This is a genomic window from Arthrobacter sp. P1_A5 (genome assembly GCF_056406825.1).
The window spans coordinates 1-19,662 of record NZ_JBFTZL010000019.1; the positions used below are offsets into that span (position 1 = coordinate 1).

Genomic DNA, 19,662 nt, shown 5'->3' on the forward strand with positions numbered 1-19,662 from the left:
GATCAGCTCCCTTCGGTCGGCAGGGTGTTCGGCCGGCGGGACTTCCGTCGGCAGGGTCTTCGGTCAGCAGTGTACGAGCCGGTCGGCACCATGAGAATCGGTCGGCCGGCGGAGTCACTTGGCATCGGGAAAGGTCCGCGGAAGCAGGGTCAGTTCAATGCCCGGGTGCCTTCCGGAAGGGCTCCGCCGGCCAATACTGCCGCCGTCGCATCGGCCAACGCTGTCAGCGCCACGCGCTGGGTCCACGGGCCGTAGGAAATGCGCGCCACGCCAAGTTCCTGCAATGTGGCCGGTGCCAGGGATCCGGGCACATTGATGACCGAGACCTTGTTCCACCCAATGCCTTCCACCAACGCGGTGACAGTCGGCTCGTCCAGCAGGCCCGGCACGAACACCGTGGTCGCACCGACGTCGAGGAAGGCCCGGCCGCGCTCAATGGCGTCCGCAAGCACCGCAGAAGGGTCCCGGTCCTTGCCCTTCAAGAAGGCGTCGGTGCGGGCGTTAAGGACAAAGTCGATGCCCTCGGCCTCGGCGGCGCGGATTACAGCGCTCATCTGTTCAACGGCGTCGGCGAGCGGGCGCATCTGGTCCTCGATGTTGGCGCCGACAGCGCCGACGCCAATCGCCTTGCGTACCGTTTCGCCGGGGTTGCCGTAGCCCGCTTCGAGATCAGCGCTGACGGGCAGCGGCGTGGCGGCGGCAATCACCCCGACGGCGGCGATCATTTCGTCCACCGGGATGTTCTCGCCGTCTTCGTACCCGCGCGACGCAGCGATGGAGTGGCTGGCCGTGGCCAATGCCTTGGTCCCCGGAACGCCGGCAACCACCTTCGCGGTGATCGCGTCCCAGACGTTGACGAGTTGGAGAATTTCCGGTGCGTGGTGGAGACGGAGCAGTTCGGTGGCTTTGGGGGCAAGAGAACGCGCGGTGTCTGTCATGCCGCGAGCCTAGCCGGGCTCCGTGCCACCCGGAAGGGTTTCAGCCACCTGCGGAGGAATCAGAGGAACCCTGGCGCCGAGTCTGCCAAGGCCAGCGTCCRGTGATTTCCAGCTCGAGCGAGAAGCTAAGGAAGGTCCGGATAAGCACAATAATGGCCAGCACGCCGACGCCCTCGAAGGTCGGCGTGACGGCGACGGATCGGATGATGTCGGCCGCGACGAGCAGTTCGAGCCCGAGGAGGATGGACCGGCCCAGCAGTTGCCGGTAGGAGCGGTAGACGGAGAGCGGCGCGGAGCCCGTCGGCAGGCGTTCCGGCTGGAATCCGCGCAGCGCCATGGGGATGGAAACGAGGGCGCCGATTACCATGACGGCCACGCCGGCGAAGTCCATGAATCGGCCGGCCGTCTCGATAATGTGCTGAAGATCCATTGTTCCCCTCGGAGAAAGTGGGCAGTGAGATTCAAACCTTACGGGTGCCGGACGCCGATACCGGCGAGAACGGCTCGGTAGCCTTCTCGGAAACTGGGGTATTGAAACTCGAAACCGGTGCTGCGGATCAGTCCGTTGCTGGCCCRCTTATTTCCGCCGCGCGAGGGTTCGCCGCCCGCCGCTTTGCCGCCCGCCGCCGCACCCGCGGCACSGCCCGCCGCCGCACCCGCCGCACGCGCGGCACCAGTGGACTCTGCCGCCGGCGCAGGGAGTCCCAGTTCCGCGGCCAGGAATTCCAGCACGTCGCCGAGTTCGGCCGGTTCATTGTCCACGCCCAGATAGACCGCCGCCGGAACCGTGCCCATGGTGCACAGATGGACGATCGCGGCGGCGGCGTCGTCGCGGTGGATCCGGTTGGTGAARCGCGACGCGGCAGGAATGACCGCGGTTCCGCCGCGCACCTGGTCGACCAATCGCGTCCTGCCGGGGCCGTAGATTCCGCCGAGCCGCAGCACTACGGGGGTGATGCCGGTGCCGCGCAGGCGGCTGTGGAGGAGTTCCTCTGCCTCGCGGATGATGCGGCCCGAGAACCCGGCGGGTTCCGGCGTCGTGCGTTCATCAATCCAGCCGCCGCCGGCATCCCCGTAGACGGCGGTCGAGGACACAAACAGGACCCGGCGGACGTTTGCCCCGGAGGCGAGGACCGCGTCCAGGACGTTAGACAGCCCGTCCACGTAGGCGGCACGGTACGCCTCCGCGGTCGGGGAATCCGCGGCAATCGCGACGACGACGGCGGTGGTGTCCGCCGGGATGGGCGGCAGCTCAGCGGAGCCCAGGTCAGCGGCGACTCCCTCGATGGCGGCCGGGAGTTTCTCCGGCGAGCGGCGCCACCCCACCACGCGGTGGCCAGCCGCCGCGAAACGCAGCCCGGCCTCGGTGCCAAGATCGCCGCAACCGGCCAGCAGAACAGTCATGAAGCCAGTCTGCCAGCCTTCGGGAAGCGCCACGGACAGGCTTGAGAAAATCTTGGAGCTCCAAGTGCGGCTGAAGTATCCGACCCGACGCCGGGACCCGCCCGGCGTCGTTCAGTGCGGCCCTTTGCTACCTCGCCGGGATCGGGAAGAAGGCCCGCGGGTCCTGCATCAGGGCAGGGTAATCGAAGGCGGAGCGGTCCACGATCTCGTCGACCTGGAAGTTGCGTGCGAACTGGCCATCAACCGTGATCGGGCGGCCCAGGACCTTGCCGACGGCGAACGCGGCGCCGTCGTTGACCGGGATGGCAACCACGGAGTTGCCGGGCAGGGTGGTGAACGCCTCTTCCTGCTGCTGGCGCTTGCGGGTGGGCTTCTTGACGAGCTGCTTCGGGGGCAGCTTGCGCACCTTGCCGGGACGGCGGGAGCCCGAGTCGGCATAGACGAACTGGTAGTCGTCGTCCGCGGGGGCCTTGCTGCGGCCAACCGGCGGCAGGCTGACAGTCTTCAGCTGCGCGGGCTCGGTGTCGCCCAGGGGTAGGCGCAGAACCCACATACGGTCCCCGGCTGGATCCTCGGGCACCAGCTCGTGCTTCGGTTCGGGCCAGATGTACTCCAGATCCGGGTCCGTGCCGGGGAATACCTCTGTGTAGAACCGCGGATCCTTGGCGATCAGCCGGGACCGGTGGCTGAGGTGGAAATCCGCGTTGCCAAGCCATGGCGGCATCGGKATCTTGGCGGCGTAGTCGGGGTGGGCTGCCTGCGGGGCGAACTCCATGATCTTCTCGCGCGTGGTGTCCTCGCCGCCGCGGGCCGTCCATTCATCCACCATGGCCAGGCCGTACATGGTCAGCGCAGGAACGTACCCCATCCACATCCGGATCGCCGGGTGCGACTGCCAGCCGTACTCCGGGATCACCAGCGCACGCAGGATCTGCAGCGCTTCGACGCGCTGCTTGCCGAGCCGCACACGGTCCAAAACCGCGGCGCTCTGCTGGAAATCGGGGAAGGGGAGGAAAGTCTGCATCTCTCCAGTTTGAGGCCACGGACCAAATGCGCCAATTGCTGGCGCGTGCCGGTGAGGGTGCTCACATGACGGAACGGGGCAGACAGGCATGCTGGAGAGCCGCTAAAATAACATGAACCACTCCCGCCGCCACGGAAGACACGCCCATGCCTTATTCAGCAGAGCCCTATCAAGCAAAGCCTTATTCAGCAGAACCATCTCTAGCAGAGCCTAAGTCAGCGGAGCCCATTACTGCACTGCCCTTTACAGCAGAGCCACCAACAGTAAGTGTGGCACCGGCGCCGTTCGTGCCTAAGTACGGACAAATGCTCAGCCCCGACGCCCACGGGATAGTGGTGCTGGAGGAATTCACGCTGGATCCGGTAGCCGCCCGCGACGAGCAGCGCGGGTTCCGTGCGGCTATGGCTGGCGTGGCCCTCACCATGCGGCGCCTGGTGGCCCTCCGCCTCTTCATCGCCGCGGTGGCCATCGCCAACCTGCCCCTGTTCCTGCTCTCGAGTGGCTGGGAGATCTACGTCATCTCACTGACCCTGGTGGTAGCCGTCCACGCCGCTGTGTCCTGGCTGAACCGCCACGAGCCCAGGATCAAGCAGCGCCGGATGCTGGAATTGCACCTTCACCGGGAGCGGAGCGCCAACTACCGCAAAGTCCGCGACGCCGTGAAGTACGTCATTGACGCCCCGGCCCGGATGAACGAAAGCCTGTACCTTGAGCTCCTCGCCGCGAAACGGGTAGCGCTACATCTGGCCATGGGCACGGTGGCCCTGCTGGACACGAGCGACGACGCCGCCTGGAAAGTGCGGATTATCCGCGAAATCCCTCAGGCCGCCTGAGCCCGCACGGCTCACTGAAACACCACGACGCCGGAGCGTCCCCTTGCGGGATCGCTCCGGCGTCGTGCTGTGTGTCGTGCTGTACGCCAAGTGCTGTAACCGCCCTATGCGGGCAGCTGCAGCACTTGGCCCGGGAACACCAGATGGGGGTTGCTGATCGTCGCCGTGTTGGCGTCGGCCAGCGCGTGCCAGCCTCCGGCGATGTTGAGCTTCCCGGCGATCGTGCTCAGGGTTTCGCCGCTCCGGATGGTGTAGGTCTGGCCACTTACGGCTACCGGTGCAACGTGGCGGGGTGCCGGCACGGCTGCCTTGGGGGCGTACCTGGCGGGAGCCTTGGCTGCGACGGGAGTCGCGGCGGGCCGTTGCCATGTGGCCGCACTCTGCGGAGCCGCGGCGCCGCCGCGCAGTCCCAGCTTGGCCGCGCAGGCTGGCCACGCGCCCCAGCCCTGGCTGGCCTGCACTTTCTCGGCGACGGCGATCTGTTGCGCACGGCTGGCATTGGCCGGAGACCCCGTGCCGCCATGGGCCGCCCACGTGCTGGCGCTGAATTGCAGCCCGCCCGCGTATCCGTTTCCTGTGTTGGTGGCCCAATTCCCGCCACTTTCGCATTGGGCCAGCGAGTCCCACGTGGAGGCGGGGGCTGTGGTCGGTACGGCCGCGTTCGCGGCCGAGGCGGACAGGGCGACGCCTGCAATGGAGACGGCCGCAAAAGTGACGCCGCGGCGCGCGGCAGTGCCATAGGTTGATTTCTTCATGGTTCAGATGCTCCTGAGGTCCACCAGCGCTCGGTCCGTCCCCGGACGTTGTCGCGCCACTGCCCGCCCCTGACAATAGAGGTCATAGCGGTGTCTACCGGTCGGGCAGTATCTGGTGGTGGTAGCACCGGGCATGCAATACCCGGTTGCCGGGCATGGACACTAGGCTAAGTCAGCCCCGTGCCGTTATCAAGACGTTACTTTCCCTGCTTCTGCCGTTATCATCCGGCCCGCAGTGACGCCGACCCCGGCGACCCGCTGCCCGCAGTGACGCCGACGCCGACCCACGCGACCCGCTGCTCGCATGAATCAGTTTCCGAGCATTGCGGCCAGGTACGGAGCCGTCCGGCTCGCCGTGGAGCCCGCGACGGCGGCCGGGGTACCGATCGCCACGATCTCGCCGCCCGCGTCGCCACCGGCCGGGCCGAGATCGATCACCCAGTCCGCTGCGGCCACCACATCCATGTCGTGTTCCACCACGATGACGGTGTTGCCGGCGTCCACGAGCCGGTGCAGTTGGGCCATGAGGAGCTGGACATCGGCCGGGTGCAGGCCGGTGGTGGGCTCGTCCAGCAGGTAGAGGGAGTGGCCGCGCTGGGCACGCTGCAGTTCGGTGGCGAGTTTGATGCGCTGGGCCTCGCCGCCGGAGAGCTCGGTGGCCGGCTGGCCGAGGCGGAGATAGCCCAGGCCCACCTCGCGCAGTGTTTGCAGGCTGCGCGCCGCCGCCGGCACCCCTTCGAGGAACTCCGCGGCGGCATTGACCGTCAGGCCCAGCACCTCCGCCACGTTCTTGCCCTTGTACGTCACTTCAAGGGTTTCCGGGTTGTAGCGCGAGCCATGGCACTCGGGGCAAGGGCCGTAGCTGCCGGGCAGGAACAGCAGTTCGACGGCGACGAAGCCCTCGCCCTGGCAGGTCTCGCAGCGGCCGCCGGCAACGTTGAAGGAGAAGCGGCCGGCACCAAAGCCCCTCGCCCTGGCCTCGTCCGTGGCCGCGAACTCCTTGCGGACCGCATCGAAGAGGCCGGTATATGTGGCGAGGTTCGAACGCGGCGTGCGGCCGATCGGTTTCTGGTCCACCTTGACGAGCCGGTCCAGCTGGTCGAGGCCTGAGACCGGTCCGACACTGAGCGGCCCGGTGGACTCACCGGCGTCGGCCTCCAGGTCCTCGGGGGCCTTGGCAGCGTCCGGCTCCGGGTGCAGCCTGGCGCCGACCACCTCGGCCAGGACCTGGCTGACCAGGGTGGATTTGCCGGAGCCGGAGACGCCCGTGACCGCGGTCAGCACGCCGAGCGGGAAGTCGGCGTCGAGTTCGCGCAGGTTGTGGCGGCTGATGTCGCGCAGTTCCAGCCAGCCGGCAGGTTCCCGCCGGGTACCGCTGGCGGCGGAACCGCCGCCGTCGTCCGCGCTGTGGCGGGCGCCGCCGTCGTCCGAACCCGCCGAACCGTCCGGGAACAGGAACGGCCGGGTCACGGACGCGTCCACCTCGGCGAGGCCGGCCACGGGGCCGCTGTAGAGCACCTCGCCGCCGCCTTCACCGGCGCGGGGACCGACATCCACCAGCCAATCGGCGCGGCGGACGATGTCCATGTTGTGCTCCACCACAAACACCGAGTTGCCGGAAGACTTGAGCTGGTCCAGGACTGCGAGGAGGGGCTCGGCGTCGGCGGGGTGCAGTCCGGCGGAGGGCTCGTCCAGCACGTAGATCACGCCGAACAGCCCGGAGCGGAGCTGGGTGGCGATCCGGAGCCGTTGCATTTCGCCGGGGGAGAGCGTGGGCGTGGACCGGCCCAGCGCGAGGTAGCCCAGGCCGAGGTCCAGCAGCACCGTGACGCGTTGCAGGAGGTCGCGGGTGATGGCGACGGCCACCTCGTTGCCCTCTCCGGAGGACTGCTTGCGGGACGCGGTGCCGGCCTCCGTGAGCTCGGTGGTGGGGCGGATGATGTCCGCCAGTTCGGTCATGGGGACGGCATTGAGCTCGGCGATGGTGTGCCCGGCGAAGGTGACGGCGAGCGCGGCCGGGGTCAGGCCGCTGCCGCTGCAGACCGGGCAAGGGCCGGTCTCCATGAAGCGCAGCACCTTCTCGCGCATGGTGGTGCTCTTGGAATCGGCGAGCGTATGCAGCACATAGCTTTTGGCGCTCCAGAACCGGCCCTTGTACGGCTTGGCCACGCGGTCGCGCTGGGGCGTCACCTCCACCACGGGCTGTTCCTCGGTGAACAGGATCCAGTCGCGGTCCTTTTTGGGCAGCTTCCGCCAGGGGGTGTCGACGTCGTGGCCCAGGTGGGTCAGGATGTCGCGCAGGTTCTTGCCCTGCCAGGCCCCGGGCCAGGCGGCGATGGCGCCGTCGCGGATGCTCAGCGCGGTGTCCGGGACCAGGGAGGACTCGGTGACGGTGTGCGCGATGCCGAGTCCGTGGCATTCGGGGCACGCGCCGGCGGCCGTGTTCGGCGAAAAAGCGTCCGAGTCCAGCGGGCCGGCGCCGTCCGGATAGCTGCCGGCGCGGGAGAAGAGCATGCGCAAAGAGTTGGACAGCGTGGTGAGGGTGCCCACCGTGGAGCGCGAACTCGGCGTCCCGCGGCGCTGCTGGAGCGCGACGGCGGGCGGCAGCCCGGTGATCATTTCCACCTTGGGGTTGTGGCCCTGCTGGATGAGCCGGCGGGCGTAGGGGGCCACGGATTCAAAGTAGCGGCGCTGCGCCTCGGCATATATGGTGCCGAACGCGAGGGAGGACTTGCCCGAGCCGGAGACGCCGGTGAAGGCGACAATTGCGTCGCGGGGCACGTCTACGTCCACGTTGCGCAGGTTGTTCTCGCGGGCGCCGCGCACCCGGACAAAACCGTCCGACGGATTGCCGGGACCGAGATCAGGAATTAGGTCCCGGCCGGCCGGGCGCGGCAAATGGGAAGCATGCTGTTTACTTTGCATTGGTTCGACTCTATCCGCTCCGGGGAGCGCCGGGCATATCCTTACCGGATGGAAACACACGACGGCGATGCCCAGTTGACCGCGGAAGAGCCGGAAGAACCGGAAGAGCCGGAGGCCGGCGAACCCCTCCCGCTCCCGGTCGCCGAGCTGCACCTGCACATCGAGGGAACGCTGGAACCGGAGCTGATCTTCGCGCTGGCGGAACGCAACGGGATCGCACTGCCCTATGCGGACCTGGACGAGTTGCGCTCGCGCTACGAGTTCACTGACCTGCAGTCCTTTTTGGACCTGTACTACGCCAACATGGCCGTGCTGCAGACGGAGCAGGACTTTGCCGACATGACCCGCGCCTACCTGGCCCGGGCGGCGCTCGCCGGGGTCCGGCACGCCGAGATCATGCTGGACCCGCAGGCCCACCTGTCCCGCGGGATACCGCTTCAGACGTGCGTCAACGGCGTGGCCTCGGTGCTGGCGGGATCCCGCGAAGAGTTCGGCATCTCCACCCTCCTGATCGCGGCCTTCCTGCGCGACCTCACCGAGGACTCGGCCCTCGAGGTGCTGGAGCAGCTGCTCGCCATGGACGCCCCGATCGCCGGCATCGGGCTCGATTCCGCCGAGGTGGGCAACCCGCCGGCCAAGTTCGAGCGGCTCTTCGCCCGGGCGAAGGACGCCGGCCTGCACCGGATCGCGCATGCCGGCGAGGAGGGCCCGCCGTCGTACATCATCGACGCGCTGGACCTCCTCGACGTGGAGCGGATCGATCACGGCATCCGCTGCATGGAGGACCCGGAGCTCGTGGAACGGCTCGTGGACGAGCTCATGCCACTGACCGTTTGCCCGCTGTCCAACGTCAGGCTCCGCGCGGTGGACACCCTGGCCGAGCACCCGTTGCCGTCGATGCTCGCGGCGGGTCTGAACGTCTGCGTGAACTCGGACGACCCGGCGTATTTCGGCGGGTACGTGGACGACAACTTCGCGCAGCTGAAATCGGTGATCGGCCTGTCTGAGTTCGACTGCGTCCGGATGGCTGCGAACTCGATCCGGTCCTCCTTCGCGAGCGAGGAACGCAAGGCCGAGCTGCTGGCCGAGCTCGCCGCGTCCGGACACTAACCACCCAAGCAACGCGGGGTCGCTACGCGCCCATCCGGAGGCCCCGGACGGGCCGTAAGTGACCCCGCGTTGGCTGTCGAACGGCCGGCTTAGACGTCGATCGAGTCCATGTGCGGGTACCGCGCTCCGGCCGCCACCCCGGCGGGAGCCAGTTCGTCCAGGCGGGTCAGGTCCTCGGCGGAGAGTTCGACGTCGGCAGCGCCCATGTTTTCCCGCAGCCGGTTGACCTTCTTGGTGCCGGGGATGGGAACGATGTGCTCGCCCTGGGCCAGCAGCCAGGCCAGTGCCAGCTGCCCCGGGGTGCAGCCCTTCGCATCCGCGAGCTCCTTGACCCGGTCCACGAGCTGCAGGTTGCGGTCGAAGTTCTTGCCCTGGAAACGCGGGGAGTGCCGGCGGAAATCGTCTGCGGCAAAGTCCTCGGGGCTGCGGAACTGGCCGGTCAGGAATCCTCGGCCCAGCGGGCTGTAGGGCACAAATCCGATGCCGAGCTCGGCGAGGACCGGGAAGACCTTGGTCTCCGGTTCGCGCTCCCACAGCGAGTATTCGGTCTGCAGGGCGGTGATGGGGTGCACCGCGTGGGCCCGGCGCACGGTGTCGGCGCTGGCCTCGGACAGGCCAAGGTGCCGGACTTTGCCGGCCTGGACCAGCTCAGCCATGGCCCCGACGGTTTCCTCGATCGGGACGGTCTTGTCCACCCGGTGCTGGTAGTACAGGTCGATGTGGTCCACGCCCAGCCGCTGCAGGCTGGCATCGCAAGCGGCGCGCACGTAGTCGGGGGAGCCGTTGATGCCCACCCAGGATCCGTCGGGCCGCCGTTCGTTGCCGAATTTGGTGGCCAGGACGACGTCGTCGCGCCGGCCTGCGATGGCCCGGCCCACCAGCTCTTCGTTGGTGAAGGGGCCGTACATGTCAGCGGTGTCGAGCAGGCTTCCGCCGGCGTCGAGAAACGCCTGGATGGTGGCGATGGACTCATTGTCCTCGCCGTGGCCGTAGAACTCGCTCATGCCCATGCAGCCCAATCCCAGGGCTGAGACGGTGAGTGAACCAAGTGTGCGGGTTTCCATAGATATCTCCTCAACGGGAACGGTGGGACGCCCTGTCCGGCACCTGATCCGGCGCGTGTTCAGCGGCGGGACGGCGCGCAGTGGGCAGACCGCAACTTTAGGCCCATCGGCCCGGGGACACAACGGGAGCGCGTTGCCGGTTCCGCCGGGCGCACTGCGCCGGTCGACGCGGTTCACCCTTGCCGGGGGATGCGCGGGGCGGGGGCGGGCGGCAGAGTGCAGATATGACAAAGACCCGCGAGCGGCGCAAGGGCTGGCTGCGCCGGGCGGCGCCTGGATTCGATGCCGTCGCGACGTACCAAAAGGACTGGTTCGGCAAGGACATCGTCGCCGGGGTCGTCCTGACGACGTTGCTCGTTCCGCAGGGCATGGCCTATGCCGAGCTGGCCGGGCTGCCCCCAATCACCGGGCTGTACACCAGCATCCTCTGCCTGCTCGCCTACGCGGTCTTTGGCCCGTCCCGCATCCTGGTCCTGGGGCCCGACTCTGCACTCGGGCCCATGATCGCCGCGACGGTCCTGCCCCTTGTCGCGTCCGACGGCGACCCGCAGAAGGCGATCGCGCTCGCGTCGATGCTTGCCCTCATGGTCGGCGCCATCATGGTCTTGGCGTCCGTGGCCAAGCTCGGCTTCATCGCCGACCTCATCTCCAAGCCGACGATGATCGGCTACATGAACGGTCTCGCGATCACCATCCTGGTGGGCCAGCTCCCGAAGCTCTTCGGGTTCAAGATCGAAAGCGAAAACTTCATTGGTGACCTGGTCGGATTCGTCGAAGGCGTGGCCAATGGCGAGACGGTGGTCGCCGCGGCGGCGGTCGGCATCGGCGGGATTGTGCTGATACTGGTTCTGCAGCGGTGGCTGCCCAAGGTCCCTGCGGTACTCGTCATGGTGGTCGCCGCGATCGCGGCCACGGCGGTCTTCGATCTGGCCGCCAAGGGCGTCTCGCTGGTCGGGGAACTCCCGCGGGGCTTCCCGCCGTTCACCATTCCCCAGGTGGACTTCGCGGACCTCGGGCTGATGTTCGCCGGGGCCCTCGGTATTGCGCTGGTGTCCTTGACGGACACGATCTCGACGTCGACGGCGTTCGCCGCACGCACCGGGCAGGAAATCCGCGGCAACCAGGAGATGATCGGGATCGGTGCCGCGAACCTGGCCGCGGGCCTCTTCCAGGGCTTCCCGGTCAGCACCAGCGGATCCCGGACCGCCGTCGCTGAACGTTCCGGCTCGAAGTCGCAGCTCACGGGCGTGACGGGCGCCGTGCTGATCCTCCTCATGCTGGTGTTTTTGCCGGGGCTGTTCCGGAACCTGCCACAGCCGGCACTGGCGGCCGTGGTGATGACGGCGTCGATCTCCCTCGCCGACATTCCCGGAACGGTTCGGCTCTGGCACCAGAGGCGTACCGAGTTCTACCTGTGCATGGCCGCCTTCCTTGGGGTTGCGTTCCTGGGCGTCCTGCCCGGCATCGGCATTGCGGTGGGGCTGTCCATCCTGAACATCTTCCGCCGGGCGTGGTGGCCGTACGAGACCGTGATCGGGCGGGTGCCCGGCTATGAGGGGTTTCACGACATCCGCGTCCACCCGGACGCGAAGCACCTGCCCGGCCTGGTGATCTACCGGTGGGACGCCCCGTTGTTCTTCGCCAACGTCCGGCCGTTCCGCGACAACGTCCGGCACCTGGCACGAACGGAACCCAAACCGCGGTGGATCGTCATCGCGGCCGAGCCGATCACGGACGTTGACACCACCGCCGCGGACGTCTTGCTCGATCTGGATGTCGAACTGAACGCGCAGGGTATCTCCCTGGTGTTCGCCGAGGTCAAGCACAGGACCCGGGAGAAGATCGAAAAGTACGGATTGACCCGAGAAATCGAGCCGGAGCATTTCTATCCCACCACCGAAGCAGCGGTAGCCGCCTACATGGCCCAGACCGGCGCCCAATGGAGCGCAGAGGACTGACCTCTGGTTTTCTACTCGCGGGTAGGGCCGAGTTGGTCCTTCGTGCCCCCCGCTCTGGCCTGTCATAGTGGGTCACGACACACAGAGTTAACCGGATCCGCTCGCAAAAACTAACATTTCCTTGGCAAAATGCAGGTGGATCAATTGCTTCTAAAGGAGACCCATGGGCGCGAACACCGCGGAAAACACCAACCTTCGGCTAAAGGCCGTGCTGGATGTCCTGGCAGAGGAGGTATGGACCGGCGAGAAGCCGAACGCCGGAGCCGTACTGGGCGAGGCAATCGCACGGGTGCCCCTCAACGACCACGAACGCGAACTCCTCAGTGGCGGCATTCCCCGCGGCCACAAGACGCTGACCACCGCCACGGCCAAGTTGGTCAAGGCCGGCTGGCTGGTTAAGGGCCGCTCCGGCTGGTCCATCACCGACGACGGCCAGCGCGCCACGGTGGCCTTCGCCGATCCTGCCGCCTTCGCTGCAGCGCTCGACGCCGGCACTCCCGTTCCGGCGGGCACGCCGCTGCCGACTGCTCCGGTGGCAAAGCCGGAGAAGGCAGCAAAGACAGCAGCCACGCCGGCCGCCGCGGCCGAGGAGGCGCCGTCGACAACATCCAAGGTTGCCGGCAAGGCCGCCAAGCTCATCGAGGAGGCTGTTGCCCCGGTGGCCAAGGCGGTGCGCAAGCGCAAGCCCGCGGCGAAGGCTGCACAGCCCTCAGCAGCTCCGGCAGAAGCCCCGGCGGCGGCGGCCTCGGCTGTCAGCGTCGACACCATCGAACAGCCGGACGCCGTCGCGGTTGCCGGCGACTTCAGCATTCTGCTGGGCGCGCCCGCCAACTGGGCGCCGCAGTACGACGAAGTCCAGATGGAACTGGACCAGGTGGATCAGCTCTGGAAGATTGCCGCGGACATTCCTGCCGGCTTCTACTCGTTCAAGATCGCCCTGAACCGGTCCTGGGACGAAAACTACGGTGCGTTTGGCGTCTTCGACGGACCCAACCACGAAGTCCACCACGGCGGCGGCCTCCTGGTCATCCAGTACGATCACCGCACCCGGGACATCGTCCTGCCGTAGCACCGACGCGCAATCGACCTGCCGACGCGCAAATGACCCTGCGACACCCGAAAAATCGGGTGTCGCAGGGTCATTTGCGCGTCGCGGGCGGGTTTGCGCATCCTGAGCCTGCTCCTGAGTCCGCCCACCCTGAGTCCGCCCACCCTGAGTCCGCCCACCCTGAGTCCGCCCACCCTGAGTCCGCCCCGCCTGACCCTGCCGAGCGGCGGCGGCCCGACCTAGCATTGCCTCATGGAGACCGTCGAGGTTGCGGGCCTGCGCATCCGGTACCGGCGTGCGGGCCAGGGTCCGCCGCTGGTCCTGCTGCACGGCGCCTACGAAGACAGCCGCATCTGGCGGCGGCAGCTCGAGGATTTGTCGGCTGACTTCACGGTTTTCGCCTGGGATGCACCCGGGTGCGGCGGCTCTGACGATCCGCCGCCGGACTTCACCGGACAGGACCTGGGCGACGCCCTGGCAGGTTTTCTGCGGGAAGCGGTTCCCGGCCGGCCGCACGTCCTCGGGCTGTCCATGGGCTCCGGCATTGCACTGGAGCTCTACCGGGCACACCCGTCAGTGCCCGCGTCGCTGCTGCTGGTCTCGGCGTACGCCGGTTGGGCCGGATCTTTGCCGCCCGAGGAAGTCGAGCGCCGCTATGCGCAGGTGCTCGCCGAACTCGAGCAGCCGGCGGAACAATTCATCCCCGTATGGCTGCCCACGCTGTTCACGGAACACGCTGATCCGGCGGCTGTGCAGGAAACCAGCGCCACCATGGCCGACTTCCACCCGGAAGGCATGCGGGCACTGCTGAACGCAAACGCCCACGCCGACTACCGCGACGTGCTGCCCACCATCGCGGTGCCCACCCTGCTGCTGTACGGCACGGACGACGTCCGCTCGCCGCAGAGCGTGGCCCGCGAGATGAACCGGCGGATCCCTGGCTCGACGCTGGTGATGATTCCCGACGTCGGGCACATGGCGGCCGTCGAAGCGCCGGCTGCCTTCAACGCGGAGGTACGCCGGTTCCTGCACGGACTCTCCGCGAGGTGACGCCCGCTAGAACCGGGTCGGGTCCGGCCGCGGCGGCACCGGGCCGGGATCCGGAATCGGGAGGGGGCCGGGCGGCGTCGGGAACGGCCCCGGCTCCGGTGACGGCGTGGGCGCGGGGCCTGGTACCGGCTCGGGCCCCGGAACCGGCGGCGGCGTGACCGGACCGGGTTCCGGCGGGAACGGGTCTCCGGGCTCGGGCGGCGGCGTCGTGGGGCCGGGTTCTGGCGGAAACGGATCGGGGCCGGGGGTTGGTGGAATAGTCATGTGTGGCTTCCTTTCGTGGGCTGGCGTTAAGGATCGTCGATCAGGCGCCGCGGCGCCGGCGCAACACCTGCAGTTCCCAGGGCCGCAGTCGCACCGCACCTGAGGAAAGGCTGTTCCGCACTGCACCCGGCGCTGAACCCGGGGCAGAGCCACCGTTGGAGGCGTTGGCGTCGGACGGATAGTTGCCCAGGACCAGCTCCGCGGCACCCCAGGCCTCGTCCCCGAGTTCCGCGTCGCGCTCCTCGCCGGAGAAGTTGCCCAGCACCAGCAGCTCCGGAATCCCGGCGCCTTCTGTGGGACTGTCTGTGGGACTGCCGGAAGAAACGTGCCCGGTCAGGGCCCGGGTGAACGCATAGACGTGCGGGTCATCCGGCAGCAGCATGGTGAAGTTCCCGTGCGAGACCACCGGCTCCGCATGGCGCAGCGCTATCACCTGGCGGTAGAAGCTGTAGACCGAGTCCGGATCATCCACCTGGGCGGCGGCGTTGATGTGGTTGGCATTCGGGTTCACCGCGATCCAGGGTGCCCCGGTGGTGAAGCCGGCATGCCGGGAGGCGTCCCACTGGACCGGGGTCCGCGCGTTGTCCCGGTTCAGCGGCGCGAGGGCGGCGAGGACCTCGGCGTCGGTGTGGCCCAGGTGCGTGGTGGCTTCGCGGTGGTGGTTGAGGACCTCGATGTCGCGGTAATCGCTGATCGCGCCGAACGTCATGTTGGTCATGCCCAGTTCTTCACCCTGGTAGACGTAGGGCGTGCCGCGGTGCAGGTGCAGGATGCCGGCCAGCATTTTGGCGGAGAGCTCGCGGTATCGGGGGCTGTCGTCGCCGAAGCGGGACACGGCGCGGGCCTGGTCGTGGTTGCCCCAGTACAGGCTGTTCCAGCCGGTCTCGGCCAGCCCGTCCTGCCAGCGGCCCAGGGTCTGCTTCAGCTCGGTGAGCAGGAGCTTTTTGGGCCGCCACTTGTCGCCTTCCTCCTGGTCCAGCGCCACGTGCTCGAACTGGAACACCATGTCCACCTCGGCCCGGGCGGGGTCGGTGTACAGGATGGCGTCGTCCACGGTCACGCCGGGCATTTCGCCGACGGTGAGCAGTTCGCCGGTTCGGTTCGAGAAGACTTCCCGGTGCATCTCCTGCAGGAATTCGTGCATGCGGGGGCCGTCGATGTAGAACGGGGAGCCGTCACCAAAGAGCTTGCCGTCGGCCACCGGGCCGTCCGGGAGCGAGGTGTCCTTGGAGATGAAGTTGATGACGTCCATCCGGAACCCGTCCACGCCCCGGTCCAGCCACCAGTTCATCATCTCGTAGACGGCGGCGCGGACCTCGGGATTCTCCCAGTTCAGGTCCGGCTGCTTCTTCGAAAAGATGTGCAGGTAGTACTCCCCGGACACCTGGTCGAACTCCCACGCGGGCCCGGAGAACGCCGAGCCCCAGTTGGTCGGCTGCGCCGCCGTGCGCCGTGGGGCGGCCCCGGCGTCGACGTCCCGCGGCGGCCGCCACCAGTACCAGTCGCGCTTCGGGTTCTCCTTCGAGGACCGGGATTCCACGAACCACGGGTGCTCGTCCGAGGTGTGGTTGACCACCAGGTCCATCACCAGCTTCATGCCGCGCGCGTGCAGCCCGTCGGTCAGTTCCCGGAGCTCGTCGAGGGTGCCGAACAGCGGGTCCACGTTACGGTAGTCGCTGATGTCGTAGCCGTTGTCGTCCTGCGGCGAGGTGTAGATCGGGGAAAGCCAGACGACGTCGACCCCCAGCCGCTGGAGGTAGTCCAGCCTGCCGATGATGCCGCGGAGGTCGCCGATGCCGTCGCCGTTGGAGTCGGCAAAGCTGCGCGGATAGATCTGATAGACGACGGCGCGCTGGAACCAGTCGCCGGCAGCCGCCTTGGGTGTTTCCGTGGGGGCTTCTTCGACCGTCATGGGGACTCCTCAGCTGGTCCGGCAGACAAGGGGGCAGCGCGTTGCTGACCCGCCAACGTCTGATTATTGATCAGTTGACGGGGGCTGGGAAGACCTGCCCGGTCCGGCTGTGCTGTCGTGCTGTCAGGGGCGAAGCCGCCCGTCCCCGGCTAGTTCTGCGAGGCGATGGCGTTGTCGCGGTCCTCGAAGACGTCCTCGCCCGGTCCGGAGAAGGCCTTGGAGCGCTGGATCGCCTCGATGGATCCGGTGAACAGCTGGGAGTCGTGGGGATCCGGGTGCCGGTGGTGCTCGGCCGTAGCAGTAGCCTTGCCGGGGCGCTTGGGCCCCACGACGACGTCGGACGCGTGGCCGGAAGTGGACGCCGCCAGCGCCGACGGCAGCGATTCGAGGCGGACGTGGGGGAGCGCCGTCGGGTGGTCCTGCTGCAGGAACAGCACCAGTTCCTCGCGGATCAGGCAGCGGAGGTCGAACAGGGAGGCGCTGTCCGCGGCGCTGACCAGGATGCGCACGCGGACAAAGCCGGCGGTGGCGTCCGTGATCTGCAGGATCCCCACACGCTTGTCCCACAGCGGCGTATCGGCCAGGACCTTCTTCAGCTCGCCGCGCATTGCCTCGACGGGAGCGCGCCAGTCGAGGTCGAACTCGACGGTGCCCATGACCTCGGACTGCCGCCGGGTCCAGTTCTCGAAGGGGGTGGTGGTGAAGTATGTCGAAGGCAGGATCAGCCGGCGGTCGTCCCAGATGTGGACCACCACGTAGGTCAGGGTGATCTCCTCGATCCGGCCCCATTCCTTCTGGACCACCACCACGTCGTCCACCCGGATCGCGTCCGTGAAGGCGAGCTGGATGCCGGCGAAGACGTTGACCAGCGAGGTCTGCGCGGCGAGGCCCGCGACAATCGAGATCACGCCTGCGGAAGCCAGGAGCCCGGCGCCGAGCGCCTGGATCGCGGGGAACGTCAGCATCATGCTGCCCAGGGCCACCACGGCGATCAGTGCGACGCCGATCCGCCGGGCCAGGATCACCTGGGTGCGCAGCCGCCGGGCGCGGCGGTTGTCCGCGACATCCACCCGGTACCGGGTCAGCACCATTGCCTCGATGATGAGCAGCATGGCGATGGCCAGCCAGGCCAGTGAACCGATGAGCGCAATCAGCAGCAAATGGTCCAGGCCGTGGCGCCATTCGAGATCGCCGCCGCTGGTGGCGAGCGCGATCCGGACGGCGATCAGGCACAGGGACAAGCGCAACGGCAGCCGGGCCACGCGCGAGATCTCGCGCAGTTCGGGCTTGCTGCGGTTGAGCCGGAGCACAATCTTGCGCACCAGCCAGGACAGGACGAGCCCGGCAACCACGGCGAGGGCCATGGCCAGGAACGGCATTGCTTGGGTGAGGAACTCTTGCATTACTTAAGCTCTAGCAAGCTTCCACGGGCAACTGAAATCGCCGGGATGTCAACGTGGGTCTCCTCACGCCGCGGCAGGAGCCGGCGGGCACGGCAGGTCTTCGGCAGGTTCCGGCGCGGGCCAGCGCAGTCCACCGCAGTTCGACCGCGGGCCGGACGCAGTCCGGCCGCGGACCCGGACAGAGTTCGGCCCGCCACTCCGGGACTTTTGCCTCTTGATTTTGCTGACGGACGCTCCAGAATGGTCGAACCACTTGAATCCCAGGGGGAGGGTGACATGCGTCGACTCGCGGCGTTCGGCACGGCAGCGTCGGCCGGCTTCTTGGTTGCGGCGCTGCTCGGCTCCTGCGGTGCGCCCGCGGGCCCGGGTCCGACGTCGCCGTCGATGCCCACCGTGCCCCCGCTGACGTCCGCGCCGGCCAGCAGCGGCGCCGTCGATACCCCGCCCACCGAGCCGCCCTCGGCGCCGGGCACTCCGGCGCCGACGGCGGCGGATTGGCAGAGCGTCAAGACCCCGGACGGGAAGCTCGAGTTCGATCACCCCGCCGAGTGGACCGTCAAGGACCGCGGCGCCGAGGCCGCGCCCGGCGGCGTGTTCCTGGAGGTCCTGAACGCTGGCGGCAAGTCGCTGGCCACCTTAAAGACCAACGTGGCCCCGGGTGCGGAATGCACGCAGCGGATCCCCTACCAGGTGCTCGATCTGGTGCAGGTTCCGGCCCTGGCCCAGCAGGGCGTCACGCCGCACTTCATCTTTGAGTTACGGCTGTATCCGGCCGAGAAGGACCCCACGAAAGCCAACGTCATGGCTTACGGCATCAGCTCAGCGCCCAAGCCGTCCGGCCCCGATGCCTGCCCGATCTTCCAGTTCTTCACCTGGCCGCCCAGCGGAGCGTCGTTCGGGGGCGTTTATAACCCCTTCGACACCACCCCGGGCAACGAGCCCTTTGTCGACACCCCGGAGGCCTACCTGGAGACCTCCGAATACCAGGACATCAGGAAGATGATCACCTCGCTGCGTCCGGCGGGGCAGTAGGGCCGGCCCGGGCTCATGGCGAGGCGGCTCACACCGGCTACGGATCCGGCACCATTTGTTTCGGCGCTGGTGCTCGCGGCCCTGCTGCTGGCCGGCTGCGGGTCACCGGCGGCGCCGCCTGYGACATCCGGTGCTGCGCCGGAGGCAACGTCCGCAGGTCCGCCTGCCGGCGCTACCCGGCCGGGAGGCACCCAGTCGGGAGATCCTTCGCAGGGGACACAGGGAACCACGCCGTCGGAGTCAGCCACGGACACAGCATCGGGAACGGCTCCGGGGAGCACCGCGGCGGCAACCCCGACGACGTCGGACCTCCCGCCGTCGTCGTCCGGCTGGAAGACGTTCACGACGTCGGACGGGACGCTGAGTTTCGACTACCCGGCCGCGTGGGAGATCCGGGACCCTGCGGGGGAGGCGCCGCTGGGCGGTGAGTTCGTGGACGTTGTGAACGCCGCCGGGAAGCAGATGGCCGCGCTGCGCACGAACATCGTCACGGGCGCCGAATGCGGCGATCAACAGCCCTACCTGCTCATCGATTCTCAGCCGATGCAGGCGCTCGCGGAACCGGGTGCGGCGGACCAGAGCCCGCCGCGCTACGTCTTCGAGGCCCGGGGTGACTTCAGTGCAGCGGAGGCTTCGCCGCCCACCTACGCGTCGTATGGCATCACCATGATGCCGGAGGAGACCGGGCCTACGTCGTGTCCGATGTTCCAGCTCTTCCTCTGGCCGCCCAGCGGCGCGCTGTTCGGGCAGGCGTATGACCCCGGGAAAAACACGACGCCGGGGGACCCCGGGCTGCCGTACCTGGAGAAGGCGAAGCTCTACGCCAGCACGGCGGAGTACCAGGACGTCCGGAGGATGATCACGTCGCTGCGTCCGGCGGGCAACGGCGAGGCCACGGGCAGCGTGACGGAACCGGCGAAGTAGCTGGGTTAGACGACGCTG

Annotated in this window: 16 protein-coding genes; 7 read left to right on the top strand and 9 right to left on the bottom strand. The window is 68.1% G+C overall.

The window, feature by feature from the left end; all coding sequences use genetic code 11:
- Window positions 1-149 precede the first annotated feature (149 nt).
- The 4 genes from AC1D1S_RS05800 to AC1D1S_RS05815 all read right to left on the bottom strand — a co-directional run bounded on the left by AC1D1S_RS05800 (window position 150) and on the right by AC1D1S_RS05815 (window position 3,366).
- Entirely contained in the window at window positions 150-938 is a 789-nt protein-coding gene (locus tag AC1D1S_RS05800) for an isocitrate lyase/PEP mutase family protein (protein WP_243181535.1), read from the bottom strand.
- Window positions 939-978: 40 nt separating this feature from the next.
- Window positions 979-1,368 carry a DUF1622 domain-containing protein gene (locus AC1D1S_RS05805; protein WP_476943820.1) on the bottom strand — a complete coding sequence of 130 codons (390 nt, stop codon included), beginning with the start codon at window positions 1,366-1,368 and terminating at the stop codon, window positions 979-981.
- A 38-nt stretch (window positions 1,369-1,406) separates the two neighbouring features.
- Window positions 1,407-2,342 carry an SDR family oxidoreductase gene (locus tag AC1D1S_RS05810; protein WP_476993943.1) on the bottom strand — a complete coding sequence of 312 codons (936 nt, stop codon included), beginning with the start codon at window positions 2,340-2,342 and terminating at the stop codon, window positions 1,407-1,409.
- Window positions 2,343-2,469: 127 nt separating this feature from the next.
- Window positions 2,470-3,366, bottom strand: coding sequence for an MSMEG_6728 family protein (locus AC1D1S_RS05815; protein WP_028277479.1), 897 nt, complete (start codon window positions 3,364-3,366; stop codon window positions 2,470-2,472).
- Window positions 3,367-3,671: 305 nt separating this feature from the next.
- Between AC1D1S_RS05815 and AC1D1S_RS05820 the strand changes: the two genes are divergently transcribed.
- Window positions 3,672-4,199 carry a hypothetical protein gene (locus AC1D1S_RS05820; protein ID WP_084476203.1) on the top strand — a complete coding sequence of 176 codons (528 nt, stop codon included), beginning with the start codon at window positions 3,672-3,674 and terminating at the stop codon, window positions 4,197-4,199.
- Window positions 4,200-4,303: 104 nt separating this feature from the next.
- On the opposite strand, the gene AC1D1S_RS05825 is transcribed toward AC1D1S_RS05820, so the two are convergent.
- Both AC1D1S_RS05825 and AC1D1S_RS05830 read right to left on the bottom strand, forming a co-directional pair.
- Complete coding sequence (locus AC1D1S_RS05825; RefSeq protein WP_243182203.1) at window positions 4,304-4,954, bottom strand: LysM peptidoglycan-binding domain-containing protein; 651 nt, start codon at window positions 4,952-4,954, stop codon at window positions 4,304-4,306.
- A 309-nt stretch (window positions 4,955-5,263) separates the two neighbouring features.
- Entirely contained in the window at window positions 5,264-7,879 is a 2,616-nt protein-coding gene (locus AC1D1S_RS05830) for an excinuclease ABC subunit UvrA (RefSeq protein ID WP_476993944.1), read from the bottom strand.
- Window positions 7,880-7,927: 48 nt separating this feature from the next.
- On the opposite strand from AC1D1S_RS05830, the gene AC1D1S_RS05835 reads away from it, so the two are divergent.
- Window positions 7,928-8,989: an adenosine deaminase gene (locus tag AC1D1S_RS05835; RefSeq protein ID WP_243182201.1), complete on the top strand. Its 1,062-nt coding sequence runs from the start codon at window positions 7,928-7,930 to the stop codon at window positions 8,987-8,989.
- Window positions 8,990-9,078: 89 nt separating this feature from the next.
- Here AC1D1S_RS05835 and AC1D1S_RS05840 read toward each other — a convergent pair whose 3' ends face one another.
- Complete coding sequence (locus AC1D1S_RS05840) at window positions 9,079-10,053, bottom strand: aldo/keto reductase (protein ID WP_476993945.1); 975 nt, start codon at window positions 10,051-10,053, stop codon at window positions 9,079-9,081.
- A gap of 224 nt (window positions 10,054-10,277) precedes the next feature.
- On the opposite strand from AC1D1S_RS05840, the gene AC1D1S_RS05845 reads away from it, so the two are divergent.
- The 3 genes from AC1D1S_RS05845 (at window position 10,278) to AC1D1S_RS05855 (ending at window position 14,109) form a co-directional block, all read left to right on the top strand.
- Entirely contained in the window at window positions 10,278-12,011 is a 1,734-nt protein-coding gene (locus tag AC1D1S_RS05845) for a SulP family inorganic anion transporter (RefSeq protein ID WP_243182199.1), read from the top strand.
- A gap of 163 nt (window positions 12,012-12,174) precedes the next feature.
- Window positions 12,175-13,080, top strand: coding sequence for a pullulanase X25 domain-containing protein (locus AC1D1S_RS05850; protein ID WP_476943825.1), 906 nt, complete (start codon window positions 12,175-12,177; stop codon window positions 13,078-13,080).
- Window positions 13,081-13,311: 231 nt separating this feature from the next.
- Entirely contained in the window at window positions 13,312-14,109 is a 798-nt protein-coding gene (locus AC1D1S_RS05855) for an alpha/beta fold hydrolase (protein WP_476993946.1), read from the top strand.
- Between the two features lie 304 nt (window positions 14,110-14,413).
- On the opposite strand, the gene AC1D1S_RS05860 is transcribed toward AC1D1S_RS05855, so the two are convergent.
- Entirely contained in the window at window positions 14,414-16,285 is a 1,872-nt protein-coding gene (locus tag AC1D1S_RS05860) for an alpha-glucosidase (protein ID WP_476993947.1), read from the bottom strand.
- 149 nt (window positions 16,286-16,434) lie between these two features.
- Window positions 16,435-17,688 (bottom strand): mechanosensitive ion channel family protein, encoded by a 1,254-nt coding sequence (locus AC1D1S_RS05865; protein ID WP_243182195.1) that lies wholly within the window; start codon window positions 17,686-17,688, stop codon window positions 16,435-16,437.
- 240 nt (window positions 17,689-17,928) lie between these two features.
- Here AC1D1S_RS05865 and AC1D1S_RS05870 point away from each other — a divergent pair, with 240 nt between their 5' ends.
- Together AC1D1S_RS05870 and AC1D1S_RS05875 are read left to right on the top strand one after the other, a co-directional pair.
- Window positions 17,929-18,720, top strand: coding sequence for a hypothetical protein (locus tag AC1D1S_RS05870; RefSeq protein WP_476943829.1), 792 nt, complete (start codon window positions 17,929-17,931; stop codon window positions 18,718-18,720).
- 15 nt (window positions 18,721-18,735) lie between these two features.
- On the top strand, window positions 18,736-19,644 hold the full coding sequence (locus AC1D1S_RS05875; protein WP_476993948.1) for a hypothetical protein: 909 nt from the start codon (window positions 18,736-18,738) through the stop codon (window positions 19,642-19,644).
- Window positions 19,645-19,662: the final 18 nt, after the last annotated feature.